We start from the raw sequence: 13,236 nt of genomic DNA, 5'->3' as shown, positions 1-13,236 counted from the left end.
GCCTTCCTCAGCTCAGGGCGGACGCGGGGGCGCCGGTCGTTTCCACGGCGGATGCGGGCCCGCGTGGCCGGCTGCCGGTCTCGGGCATGTCCACGGCCGGATTGCCGCCCCACCGCGCGTCCGGGGGGACCTCCTCGCCCTTCATCAGGAAGGAGTCGGCCGCCAGCACCGCGCGGTCGCCCACGGTCACGCCGTAGTGCACATGAGCGCCGACGCCCAGCGTGCAGCCGGCGCCGAGCGTGGTGCCGTCGGACTTGAACGTGCCGTCCTCCTGCGAGTGGCACTGGATCTTGCTGCCGACGTTCAGGGTGCAGTCGTCGCCGATGGTGGTGAGCGTGCGTTCGGTCAGGAAGCAGCCGTCGTCGAACACCCTGCTGCCGATGCGGACGCCCAGCATGCGCCAGACGAGGGTCTTGTACGGGGTTCCGTTGAAGACGTTGAGGAAGTCCGAGGGGACCTTCCACAGCCGTTCCTGGAGCCAGAAGCTCCGGTCGTAGATCGAGCACAGTTTGGGGCTCAGCCTGCGGAACGACAGCATGCCGCGCTCCACGAGCACGTAGTAGACGGTCGAGAACGCGAGCGTCAGCGCGAGATAGGCGGCGATCACCACGTGACCGATCACGCCGTACAGGTCCACGGAGGCGAGGGCGAGCAGGGTGAGCGCGAAGACGTGCACCCAGCGCACGCACAGCATCAAGGCCATCGACCGGAGGTTGTAGCGGTTCTTCGCGGCGAGCCGGCGGCGCAGCGTGTCGCCCGACCGGAGATGGTCGAACCGCGCGTCCCGGTCCACCGACCGGGGAATCTCGAAGCACGGCGAACCCAGAAGTCCCACGCCCTCCCGGACCTCACCGTCGAGGGGGATCATCACCTTGGTCGCGAGGAGGCAGTTCTCCCCCGTCCTGCCGCCCGCGGGATAGGCGATGTTGTTGCCGAGGAAGTTGCGGGGCCCGATCGACACCCGGGACAGCCGGAACGACGTGGCGGAGTACTCGGCGTTGAGCACGGACAGCCCGTCGGCCACCATCGTCCCGCTGCCGACGGAGACCAGGAAGGGCGTCTCGTGCTGCATCTCCGTGCCGAAGTTGGAGCCGGTCTGCTCGACGTGCGACAAGTCGTATCCGAGGCCGCGGAGATAGTGCACGATGTACGAACTGTCCCCGAACAGCCAGGCGAAGAACTTGACGTTCGTCATGCGGGCCGCCGTCCGGTGCACCGTGTAGTGGAATCCGTAGAGCGGATAGACCCGGCCGGGCCGGACGAACAGGCGCAGCAGCCGGGGCACGGTGTACAGGGCGGCGAGGCCCAGGACGAGGAAGCCGGTGAACAGCACGAGCGAGACGGCCAGCGCGTCGGAGACGAGTTCCGGCCGGCTCAGCGCCGCCGTCCGCGGATCGAGCCGCTTGCCGATCGCCGGCACCTCGGTGAACAGCATGTACACCCCGCCGACGGCGAGCGGAACGTAGAGGAACAGCACCTGGAGCAGCGTCACGCACCCGAACCAGGTCCGGCGCGCGGTACCGCACCCGGTCGGCGGCACCCGTACGTGGTCGACCGCCGTGGGCTCGGCCGGCGATCCGTGCCAGCGCTCGCCGTCCGGTACCGCCTGGCCGCGGTGCAGCGCGGAGGTGTGGCCCAGCTGAGCGCCGTCGCCCATCGCGGTGTCGATGTCCAGCACCGTCTTCTCGCCGACGAACACGTCCCGGCCGAGTGTGACCCGGCCGGTCTGGATACGGCCCGCGTGGGCCCGGTAGCCGAGGAAGAACGCCTCCTTGCGGATGACCGTCCCGGCGCCGATCGTCACCAGGTCGGTGCAGACCGGGACGGAACGGGACAGGATCGTGACGCCCTTCCCGATCCGCGCGCCCAGCGCCCGCAGATAGAGCACGTACAGCGGGGTTCCGACGAGGAACACCATCGGGTTCGCGTGCAGCAGCACCTTGACGAGCCAGAAGCGCACGTACGCCGGCCCCCATACGGGGAACTCGCCTTCCTTCCAGCGGCCGACGAGGAGCCACTTGGCGACGACCGGGAAGGCGCACAGCGTGACGAACCCGATGCCTCCGAACACCAGCGACCGCACGTAGACCCCGGTGAATCCCGAACCGGCGGAGATCCACTCGTATCCCGCGGCGGTCACCAGACCGGAGACGAACGAGTACCCCAGGAAGACCAGCAGTTGGAACGCCCCGCACAACGGATGGGCGAACCGGCTGCGGCGCGCCGCCGGAACCGGTGGCGTCCCGGGCTCCGCCGGTGCGGACGCGAAGGCGGCCTTGCCGGCGTCGTCCGGCGCGGCCTGCGCGAGCGCGGCCGTCAGGCTCCGGATCGTGGGATGCCGGTAGATGTCCCGCATCGAGGGGGACGGCAGCTCCGGGTTCTTCCTGAGCCGCGCGCAGAACTGGGCCATCACCAGGGAGTTCGCGCCGAGATCGGAGAAGAAGTGACGGTCGACCGCGACCTGTTCGGCGCCGGTGACCTCGGCCAGTACCGCGGCGAGTCTCCGCTCGGTCTCCGTCTCGTTCCCCGCCCGCGCCGGCCCGGTGTCGCTCATGGTGACGGCAGGCTCGTCCGGCCCGGCTATGGGGACCTCGGAGGACTGCTCCACCATTCGATCTCCTGAGAACGTACGGATGGGCGACGGCGACCCGATCACAGGTGATCAGGAAGCGCCGGTTTCAGTCTGGACAGGCGTCCACCGGGCTGCCACTCAACATCGGGCCCGGCGCCCGCCGGAAAAACCCCGCCGGTTGCCGCGCCCCTTGGTTTCCGCGCGACTCCGCGTGCCGGACGATTCACCCGAACGGCGGCCGACGCTCGGGAGGGGGGGCCCGATCATCACCCGATGGCGTGTCCCTCCACGGCGAGAGCACTCGTGATGCCGGGCGGCCTGGAGGAGGCAGCCGCTCACCCGCCTGAGGGCGGGGGTGGTCGTCCGGGGCAGCGGCCGAGCAGGGGACGGGCTCGACCACGAGCAGCGGCTTCAGCCACGCGCCGACGCGGAGGTGCGCCGGCGCGGAGGTGCGCCGGTGACGCGTGCTGGCCGAGGGAGCGCGTGGCCGTTTCCGGCGCGCCGGTCCGGCCGGCGGCATCGGTGGATCCGAGGGACGCGGGGTGATCGCGCGGGCGGTGACCGGGGTGGGCCGTACCGCCGCGGCGGTACGTGTCAGACGGTCGAGGTGATCGCTCGGGTGACGGCCGTGATCGCCGGGGTGGGGCGGCCGGGGAGGCGGGCGACGAGAACACGGCGGATCTCGCACGGCGCGCCTTCGACGTGTGCCAGGCTCACCCCGGGCGGTAGCACCGGCGAGAGCCGGGACGGCACCGTCGTCACCCCGAAACCGCCCGCGACCAGCTGGAGTTTCGTCAGCCAGTCGCGTGCGCGGTGGACGACGTGCGGCCGTCCGGGCAGGCCGGGCCAGACGCCGAGCAGTGGCTCGGAGTTCGACGACGGGGTGGCGATCCACGCGGCGTCGACCAGTTCGTCGACATGCACGGTGGTGCGGCCGGCGAACCTCCCGGTCGTGGCCGTCGCCAGGACCAGTTCGGTGTCCACGGCGGTCTCGACGTGCAGGCGCGGCGACTCGCCGTCCAGGGGCCGGTGGGGCGGGCGGGACGTCAGCACGGCGAGGTCGATCGAGCCCGCCCGCAGTGCCCGGACCAGGGTGGGCGTGGTGCCCTCGGTCGTCGTGACCGTGATCTGCGGGTCGGTTGCCGTCAGACGGGTGAGCGCGGCGGGCAGGATGACGGCGCCCGCGCTCAGGAACAGTCCGAGCCGCACCGTTTCGGTCCGTGGGACGGCGCCGGTGAGGTCGGACTCGGCCGCCGCGAGACAGTCCAGGATGGTGCGGGCGTGGCGCAGCAGGGTCAGGCCCGCGGGGGTGAGCCGCACCCCGTCGGGACGGCGGTCGAACAGGGTGGCGCCCGCACTCCGTTCGAGGGAGACGGCCTGTCGTGAGACCGCCGACTGGGTGTAGCCGAGCCTGGCGGCTGCCGCGGTGAAGCTGCCGGATTCCGCGATCTGCCGCAGGACCCGCAGACCCGTACTGGAGATGTCCATGCGACATACGCATAGCACATATGCGAGATCGTCGCTTCCCGCATGGCCGCCGGACTCCTAGTGTCGATGCCGACGGACCCGGACGAACATGGAGGTCATCGCATGCGAGCAGCAGTACTGACGCGGTTCGGCGTCCCGCTCACGGTGCGGGAGATGCCCGACCCCGAGGCCGGCGGCGGTGAGGTGGTGGTCGAGGTACTGGCCACCTGCGTCCCCCCGTACGCGGCCGAGGTCTTCGGCGGCGAACGGAACTACCCCCTGGTCCCTCCCGTCGTGCCCGGGATCGGCGGCGTGGGACGGATCGTCCACGCCGGTCCGGACGCCACCCGGCTGCGCGCAGGGGACCTGGTGTGGTGCGACTGCACGGTGCGCTCGCGGGACGACGCCCTGACACCCGACATCACGCTTCAGGGCTGGAGCTCCCGCGGCGAGGGTGGTGCGCGGCTGGCCGAGTACCTGCACGACGGGTCGTTCGCCGAACTCATGCGGGTCCCGACGGAGAACGTCTTCCCGCTGCCGGCCGCCGCGGGGGACGACCCGGCCCGCTGGGCGGCGCTCAGTGTGCACACCATCTCTTACGGCGGGCTGCTGGCAGGCGGGCTCGCGGCCGGTGAGACGCTGCTCGTCAGCGGGGCCACCGGCAATCTCGGCAGCAGTGCGGTCGCTGTCGCGCTCGCGATGGGGGCGGGTCGCGTGGTCGCGCCGGGCCGCAACCGGGCAGCGCTCGGCCTTCTCGCCGACCGGTTCGGCCCGCGTGTGTGCCCGGTGCCGCTGACGGGGGACGAGGCGGTCGACCGGGCGGCGATGTCCGCGGCGGGCGGCGGCCCGATCGACATGGTGATCGATCTGCTCCCACCGAGCGCACCCAGCTCTGCTTCGCGCGCGGCGGCCATGACCGTGCGCGAGTACGGCCGCGTCGTCCTCATGGGCGGTGTCGGCATGCTCGGGGGCGACGGCCTCGCACTCCCGTACCCATGGCTCATGCGCAACTCGATCACCGTGCGCGGGCAGTGGATGTACCCGCGTCCAGCCAATGTCGGCATCATCCGGCTCCTCGCCTCGGGCGCGCTGGACCTCGCCCCCGAACACGTCCGGTCGTTCGGCCTCGACGCCGTCAACGACGCCGTCGCGTACGCCGCCTCGAACGGCGGCCCCTTCGACCGCACCGCCCTCGTCCCCATGGCGACTGCCGGGTCCCCGAGCAGGTGATCACGCCCGCACCTCCACCCGTCGGCGCGCCGTCCCGCCGGGCAGGGCCAGGACAGGGAACCACCGCGCGATGACCCCGGCCGGCGACGTCGTACACGGACTCGTCGGCCGAGCCGTCCTCCCCTCGACCGGCCCCCGGGCGCGGGATTGCCCGAAAGGGCAATGGGGCTGCCCGAAAGGGCGCAAGGACCGGCTTTCGCGTGACCGATCTCACGACGGGCGATGCCCGGTTCCTTTCTTTAACCAGCCGGTAATTCAACGGTCTATGAATAGACGTCTCGGCGGACCGTGGAGACAGTAGGCAAGGCCCATCGACATGACCGCAGTTGCCCCTCGGTGACCACAGTTGACCCCTATCGGATGATGGTTGACAACGTTGACATAGACAGATACGGTTTCTACCTGCTATAAGCATCTAATCTTTAATTCGGGACTCGACCAGCAAAGCTGCGGACAACCGAATCAATTTCGGCCACTAATTGGCCGAAACCGTTCGGTCCGTGGATTCCGGGCCGCTCTGCGGCCGTACCGACGGTAAGCATCGGCACAACAATGCGACGCGGCATTGGGGTCCGCCCGCGGTACGCGGCATAAACGGGAGACCAGAGGATGCGACGCCTCTCGCGCGACGCGGGCACGGATCACTCCGGCCGACGCGCACACGCTTCGCCGCCGGTCAGGAGCCGTCCGCCAGGGGGCCGGACCGGTGCGGCGCGCCGCCTTTGCCACGGCGCCGCCGTCCTCACACACTCGCACCGCGGCGTTGTGCGGCGCCGCGCCCGCGCGGGGGGAACGGCGCACGTTGCGGCTCGGGGAAAGAAACTATGGGGGGACCCACGATGCACCTTTTCGGTCGTTCGAGAGAACTGCACGCCCTGTCCGAGGCGTTCACCGACAGCACGCGGGGAAACGGCCGGCTCGTGATCATCACGGGCGGCCCCGGATCCGGCAAGACCCAGCTGATGCATGAATTCCTCACCACCCTGAACAGCACCGACGCGTGCGTACTGACGGGTACGGCCTCCTCGGGGGAACGAGAACAGCCGATGAGCCTGGTCGGGCAATTACTGCGCAACGCGGAGGCCGAGTGCGCGATATCACACCCCGCGTTCTCGGCATCACACCACGCGTTCTCGGCGGCGAACTTCGCGGCGGAGAACCGCCGTTCCCGGCCCTCCGGGCCGCATGCCGTTCCCACGCCCGCCGCACACGAGGCGGCCGAAACGCTGCTGCGTCTCGTCCCGGACGAACACCCCCTGGTGATCGGCCTGGACGACGCCCACACCATGGACCACGCCTCGCTCCAGACCGTCGTCCACCTGCTGCGCCGCAGCCGCTCCCGGCGGGTGCTCGTGGTGTGCGCCACCTCCGGCCATTTCGGCGAGATCCGCTCGGCCGCCCACACCGAACTCCTCCGCCAGCCGCACCGCCGGGTGCGGCTGGCCCCGCTGTCCGAGGCCGGCGTCGGCGAACTGCTCGCCGCCCAGGCCGGACGGGCGCTGCCGGGACACGTGCGCACCGCCTACCACCGGGCCACCGCGGGCAGCCCGCTGCTCGTCCACGCCCTGCTGGACGACAGCACCCGCTTCGGCCCCGAGATCGACCGGCCCATCGCCGGCGCCGCGTACCGCCAGGCCGTGCTGTCGCTGCTGCATCGCGGCGAAGCGTGCCAGGTCCGGGTGGCCCGGGCCCTGGCCGCGCTCGGCACCCTGGCGGAGACGGTCCCCGTCGGCGAACTGGCCGGCACCACACCCGCCGGCACCCAGGAAGCCGTGGACATCCTCAACTCCTCCGGTCTGCTGGACGGTCACGCCTTCCGGCACCCGACCGCCGCCGCGGCCGTCCTGGGGGACATGGACGCCGCCGCCCGCGCCGGACTCCACGGCCGGATAGCCCACCTGCTGTATCGTTCCGGCGCCCGGGCCGTCGAGGTGGCACGTCACCTGTACGCCGCGGACACCGTCCCGGCGCCATGGGGCGCGGCCGTCCTGCGCGCCGCCGCGGAACAGGCGCTGGCCGCCGACGACGTGGAGCGCTGCACCGACTACCTCGGCCTGGTCCTGCGCGACTGCGCCGACGAGCAGGAACGGCACGCGCTGTCGGTGGCCCTGGCGCGCGCGGAGTGGCGCACCAACCCGGCGGCGGCCGGCCCCCATCTGGAACCGCTGCGCGCGGCCGCGCTGGACGGCGAGCTGAGCATGCGGGACACCGCCACCGTCCTGCGGTACCTGCTGTGGCGGGGCGACACCGAGCTGGCCGCCCAGGCCGTGGCCACACTCGTCAACCCCCAGTCGCCCGCCGACGCCCAGATCGTCGCCGAGGTGGAATTCGTCCGGCAGTGGTTCTACGGCGTCGCGCTCCCCGGCAGGGGCGCCCCGGTCACCGGCCTCGACCCGCACCCCCGGCAGGTGCGCGCCCACTCCGGCGGTCTGGCCTCGCGGGTGGCCGCACTCGTCGGCGGGGAGGCCACCGACGAGTCCGCGGCGGCCGTCGCCCAGGCCCTCCAGGGGCACCAGCTGGACCATCTGAACCTCGAGCTGGTCGCGATGTCCCTGCTGGCGATCGCCCACGCGGACCGGCCCGCGATCGCCGCCGAGGCCTGCGACGGGCTGCTGGAGTGCGCCGTGGAGCGCCGGGCGACGACCTGGCAGGCCCTGCTCGGCTCCATCCGGGCGGAGATCGCCCTGCTCCAGGGGGACGTGACCGCCGCATCGCAGGGCGCGCTCGCCGCGCTCGGGATCCTGGCCGCCCCGAGCTGGGGGGTGCTCATCGGCCTCCCGCTGGCGACGGCGATCTCGGCGCACACCGCCATGGGCGCCTACGCCGAGGCCGAGGAACTCCTCCGGCACGATGTGCCGGAACCCATGTACCGCACCGTGTTCGGCATCCAGTACCTGCGTGCCCGCGGTCACCACTATCTCGCCACCGACCGGCCCTTCGCGGCACTGGGCGACTTCGAGACCTGCGGGCGGCTGCTGCGCGAGGGCAATCCCAGCCTTCAGAAGGGCATCCCCTGGCGGTCCGACCTGGCCCTGGCCAACCTGCGGATCGGCAAGGCCCGCACGGCCCGCGAATGGGCCGAGGAGCAGCTGCGGCTGCCCGGCGGCCACAGTTCCCGCGCCCGGGCCATGGCACTGCGCCTGCTGGCCGCGACCTGCAAGCCGCACCGCAGGGGCTCGCTGCTGCGCGAGTCGATCGACCTGCTCAAGGCGTGCGGTGACCGCTACGCGCTGTCCCAGGCGTACGCCGACCTGTCCGCGGCCCACTACGAGCTGGGTGAGTACGCCCGGGCCCGCCTGGTGGCGCGGCAGGCGGCCCGGGAGGCCGAGGCCTGCCGCATCGAGTCGCCGGTCGACGCCCACCTGCTGGAGGATCCGGCGCGGCTCGAGGCCGCCGGGTCCGAGGGCGGACCCGCGATCCTCAGCGACGCCGAGTGCCGCGTCGCCGGGCTGGCCGCGCTCGGCTACACCAACCGCGAGATCAGTGCCCGCCTGCATGTCACGATCAGCACGGTGGAGCAGCACCTCACCCGGGTGTACCGCAAGCTGAACGTGGCCAGCCGTTCGGAGCTGCCGTCGAAGATGCTGGAGCATCGCATTCCCAAGCTGTCGGACCGCTGGGCCTGCACCAACTCGTCCGCGGGCTGAGCGGGCCCGGCACCGCACCGGCCGGGGGCAAGGGAGAACGGAACGGGACGCGGCCGCACCGGTGATGTCACCGGTGCGGCCGCGTCCCGCCTGCCGTACGGTCAGTTGAAGCTCCCCAGTTCGTCGTCCAGGATGCCGAAGAGCTCGTCGGCCGTGGCCGTCTCCAGGCCAGCCCCGCCGGTCCGTTCGGTCCCGCTCTCCGGCGCCTCCCCGGTGCCGTCCCACCGCGCGCTGAGGATGCGCAGCCGGGCGGCCACCCGGGCGCGCTGCTCCTCGTCCAGCGCGGCCGAGTCCAGCGCCGCGCCCAGCGCCGCCTCCAGGCGCACCACTTCGGCCTCGATGTCGACCGGTCCGGCGGAGGTGTCGCCGCCCAGCTCGGCGAAGAGGTGCCGGGCGAGGGCGTCGGAGGTCGGGTGGTCGAAGGTGAGCGTGGTGGACAGCCGCAGGCCGGTGTCGGCGCCGAGCCGGTTGCGCAGCTCCAGGGCGGCCAGCGAGTCCACGCCCAGGTCGCCCAGGGGGCGCTGGGGGTCGACCGCGCTGCCGGAGCCGTGTCCGAGGACGTCGGCGACGTGTCCGCACACCGTCTCCACCAGCAGGCGCAGGGCGTCGGCGGTGCTCAGCCCGGCCAGCCGCCGCGGCAGCGGCTCTGCGGACGCGGGCGCGGCGGTGGCCGCCGCTCGGGCGGTGCGCCGTCCGGCCGCGGGGGCGAGGCCCCGGACCAGGGCGGGGGCGTCCTCGGTGACCTGGACCCGGACCGGCAGCAGCAGGGCCCGGTCGGCGGCCGGAGAGGCCCCGGCCGTCAGCGCGCGGTCGAACAGGGCCAGCGCCCGGTCGGCGGGCAGCGGCAGGATGCCGTCGCGGGCCAGCCGGCGCAACTCGCTCTCGCCGAGCCCGGCCGCCATGCCCTGCCCCGTCTCCCACAGTCCCCAGCCCAGCGAGAGCGCCGGCAGCCCCTCGGCGCGGCGCCGTGCGGCCAGGGCGTCCAGGAAGGCGTTGGCGGCGGCGTAGTTGGCCTGGCCCGCCGCGCCCAGGGTGCCGGCGGCGGAGGAGAACAGGACGAACGCGGCGAGACCGAGGTCGCGTGTCAGCTCGTGCAGATGCCAGGCGGCGTCGGCCTTGGGCCGCAGCACGGCGGCCAGCCGCTCGGGGGTGAGGTCGGTGAGCAGTCCGTCGTCCAGGACACCCGCGGCGTGCACCACGGCGGTCAGCGGGTGCTCCGCCGGCACCGACGCCAGCAGGGCGCCGAGCGCGGTCCGGTCGGTGACGTCGCAGGCGGCCACGGTCACCGTCGCGCCCAGGGCGGCCAGTTCGTCCAGGGCGCCGGGCTCGGGAAGCCGCCCGCCGCGGCCGGCGAGCAGCAGATGGCGTACGCCGTGCCGGGTGACCAGGTGCCGGGCCAGCAGCCTGCCGAGACTGCCGGTGCCGCCGGTGACGAGGACGGTTCCCGCCGGGTCCAGGGCGGGCGCCCGGCCCGGCTCCGGGTCGGGCGCCCGCACCAGTTCCGGCACGTACACCGTGCCGGAGCGCAGGGCCAGTTCGGGTGCGCCGGTGGCGACGGCGGCCGGGAGGGCGGCGGCAGAGGCGGGGTCGCCGTCGGTGTCGGCGAGCACGAACCGGCCGGGGTGCTCGACCGCCGCCGCCCGCACCATGCCCCAGATCACGGCCTGCCCCGGGTCGGGCGCGCCGTCGGCGTGGACGGCGACGGCGGACCGGGTCAGCACCACCAGCGGTGCGTCGTCCGGTGCGTCGGCGAGGTGGCCCTGCAGCGCGGCGAGGGCCTGTACGGCGGTCTCGCGGGCCACCTCGGGCGGTGCTTCGCCGGGGTCGGTGTCCACGGTGAGGGTGAGGGTGCGGGGTGCGGGCGCGGATCCGTCGGCGGTGACCGGCAGTTCGGTCCACCGCACCCGGAACAGGTCGCCGGGCTCCGGCGTGGCCGCGGCCAGCTGTGCGGCGGTCACCTGGCGGATGCGCAGCGAGGCCACCTCGGCCACGGGTGCGCCCGCGCCGTCGTACAGGCGCAGGGTCATGTGGTCGGTGCCGTGCGGGGTGAGGCGCAGCCGCACGGCCGTGGCGCCGGCCGCGTACAGGGTGACGCCCTCCCAGGAGAAGGGCAGGGTCAGCACGGTCGGGTCCTGGCCGTCGAGCAGGTCGATGGCGTGCAGCGTGGAATCGAGCAGCGCCGGGTGCAGGGCGAACCCGTCGGCCGCGTCGGCGTCCGGCAGGGCGAGTTCGGCCCAGACCTCCTCGCCGAGCCGCCACGCACCGCGCAGGCAGCGGAACAACGGGCCGTAGGCGTAGCCCTGTGCGGCCAGGTGGTCGTAGGTGCCGGTGACATCGACGGGGACGGCTCCGGTGGGCGGCCAGTGGGTCGCGGGGGCCGGTTCGGGCAGGGTGCGCGGGGCGAGGACGCCGGTGGCGTGCCGGGTCCACGCGCCGTCCGCGCCCTCCGGGCGGGCGTGCACGGTGAGGCGCCGGCGGCCGTCGGCGTCCGGGGCCGCGGCGGCCACCTGGAGGTGGACGGCGCCGTACCCGGGCAGGACCAGGGGGCGTTCCAGGGTGAGTTCCTCCACGTGCGGGCAGTGGGTGCGGTCGCCGGCCTGGACGGCCAGTTCCACGAAGGCGCTGCCCGGGACGAGGACGACGCCCGCCACGGCGTGGTCGGCCAGCCAGGGATGCGTGGCCAGGGAGATGCGGCCGGTCAGGGCCAGCCGGTCGTCGCCGGCCAGCTCCAGGGCCGCGCCGAGCAGCGGGTGCCCGGCCGGGGCCTGCCCGAGGCCGCTCGCGCCGGCGACCGCGCCGGGCTCGTCGTCCAGCCACAGCCGCCGGCGCTGGAAGGCGTAGGTCGGCAGGTCGGTGCGGCGGGCGCCGGTGCCGGCGAACACCCGCCGCCAGTCGACGGGCACCCCGCGCACGTGGGCGGTGCCGAGCAGGGCCGCGAAGGTCCGCTCCTCGTCCCGGTCGCGGCGCAGTGCCGGGACGAAGGCCGACCGTCCGGCGTCGGTGACGGCGTGCGCGGCCATGGGCGACAGGACGGCGTCGGGGCCGAGTTCGACGAAGGTGCGCACGCCGTCGGCCTCCAGCGCGCGGACGCCGTCGCCGAAGCGGACCGCCTCGCGGACGTGCCGGACCCAGTACGCGGGGTCGCACAGCTCGTCCTCGCCGGCGTGCGCTCCGGTGACGTTGGAGACGACGGGGCGGGCGGGCGGCGCGTACCGCAGCTCGCGGGCGGTCTTCTCGAACTCCGCCAGCATCGGGTCCATCAGCGGAGAGTGGAAGGCGTGGCTGACCCGCAGCCGCTTGGTGCGGCGGCCGGCGAAGGCCGCGGCGACCGCGTCCACGGCGGCCTCGGTGCCGGAGACGACGACGGCGCGGGGCCCGTTGACGGCGGCGACGGACACCTCGGGGCCGAGGTGGGGCAGCACCTCCGCCTCGGTGGCGTCGACGGCGAGCATCGCGCCCCCGGCGGGCAGTGCCTGCATCAGCCGGCCGCGCGCGGTGACCAGCCGGGCGGCGTCCGCCAGGTCCCAGACCCCGGCGGCGTGCGCGGCGGTCAGTTCGCCGATGGAGTGGCCGGCCAGCCGGTCGGCCCGTACGCCGTGGGACTCCAGCAGCCTGTACAGGGCGGTCCCGACGGCGAACAGGGCGCTCTGCGTGTAAAGGGTGTGGTCGAGCAGGTCGGCCGCCTCGGTGCCGGGCTCGGCCCACATCACGTCCCGCAGCGGGCGGTCGAGGTGGGCGTCGAGTGCCTCGCAGGCCTCGTCCAGTGCCTGCCGGAAGACGGGATGGGCGGCGTACAGGCCGCGGCCCATGCCCGGGCGCTGGGCGCCCTGGCCGGTGAAGAGGAAGGCGGTCCCGCCGGTGCCGGGCCGGCCGCGGACCACGCTGTCCGTGGCGGTGCCGTCGGCCAGCGCGGTGAGTGCGGCGAGGAGTTCGTCCCGGTCGCGGGCGACGACGGCGGCCCGGTGGGTGAGGGCGGCACGGTCCGTGGCCAGCGAGCGGGCGAGGTCGGGCAGCGGCCGGTCGGCGACCGCGCGCAGCCGGGCCGCCTGGGCGGCCAGCGCCTCGGGGGTGGCGCCGGAGATCACGAGGGGCAGCAGCGGGGCCGGCCCCGGTTCCGGGGCGGGCTCCTGGGCCGGTGCCTCCTCGATGATCGTGTGCACGTTGGTGCCGCTGATGCCGAAGGAGGAGACGCCCGCCCGGCGCGGACGCTCCGTCGCCGGCCAGTCCCGCTCCTCGGTCAGCAGCCGTACCCGCCCCGCCTCCCAGTCGACCTTCGTGGACGGCCGGTCCACATGCAGCGTCCTCGGCAGCACCCCGTGA

At 73.8% G+C, this 13,236-nt stretch carries 5 protein-coding genes; 2 read left to right on the top strand and 3 right to left on the bottom strand.

The genetic code is table 11. The features are described from left to right. Positions 1-7: 7 nt before the first annotated feature. The gene (locus tag ABZ117_RS10860; RefSeq protein WP_356819404.1) at positions 8-2,611 is read right to left on the bottom strand and encodes a Pls/PosA family non-ribosomal peptide synthetase; all 2,604 of its coding nucleotides are present in this window, start codon (positions 2,609-2,611) and stop codon (positions 8-10) included. A gap of 555 nt (positions 2,612-3,166) precedes the next feature. Continuing rightward, positions 3,167-4,060, bottom strand: coding sequence for a LysR family transcriptional regulator (locus tag ABZ117_RS10855; protein ID WP_356819402.1), 894 nt, complete (start codon positions 4,058-4,060; stop codon positions 3,167-3,169). Between the two features lie 102 nt (positions 4,061-4,162). Between ABZ117_RS10855 and ABZ117_RS10850 the strand changes: the two genes are divergently transcribed. Further along, the gene (locus ABZ117_RS10850; protein ID WP_356819400.1) at positions 4,163-5,269 is read left to right on the top strand and encodes a zinc-binding alcohol dehydrogenase family protein; all 1,107 of its coding nucleotides are present in this window, start codon (positions 4,163-4,165) and stop codon (positions 5,267-5,269) included. 839 nt (positions 5,270-6,108) lie between these two features. Further along, on the top strand, positions 6,109-8,916 hold the full coding sequence (locus ABZ117_RS10845) for an AAA family ATPase (protein ID WP_356819398.1): 2,808 nt from the start codon (positions 6,109-6,111) through the stop codon (positions 8,914-8,916). A gap of 101 nt (positions 8,917-9,017) precedes the next feature. On the opposite strand, the gene ABZ117_RS10840 is transcribed toward ABZ117_RS10845, so the two are convergent. Then, entirely contained in the window at positions 9,018-13,208 is a 4,191-nt protein-coding gene (locus ABZ117_RS10840; protein WP_356819396.1) for an SDR family NAD(P)-dependent oxidoreductase, read from the bottom strand. Positions 13,209-13,236: the final 28 nt, after the last annotated feature.

Source organism: Streptomyces sp. NPDC006309 (genome assembly GCF_040613095.1).
GTDB lineage: Bacteria > Actinomycetota > Actinomycetes > Streptomycetales > Streptomycetaceae > Streptomyces.
The sequence above is the reverse complement of the archived record's forward strand: the minus strand, read 5'-3'. Positions and strand labels throughout refer to the sequence as shown.

Bases quoted from the DNA above. Each gene is read 5' to 3' on its own strand.
- ABZ117_RS10845 (WP_356819398.1), top strand. From the start codon at position 6,109: ATGCACCTTTTCGGTCGTTCGAGAGAACTGCACGCCCTGTCCGAGGCG.
- ABZ117_RS10855 (WP_356819402.1), bottom strand. From the start codon at position 4,060: ATGGACATCTCCAGTACGGGTCTGCGGGTCCTGCGGCAGATCGCGGAA.
- ABZ117_RS10850 (WP_356819400.1), top strand. From the start codon at position 4,163: ATGCGAGCAGCAGTACTGACGCGGTTCGGCGTCCCGCTCACGGTGCGG.
- ABZ117_RS10860 (WP_356819404.1), bottom strand. From the start codon at position 2,611: ATGGTGGAGCAGTCCTCCGAGGTCCCCATAGCCGGGCCGGACGAGCCT.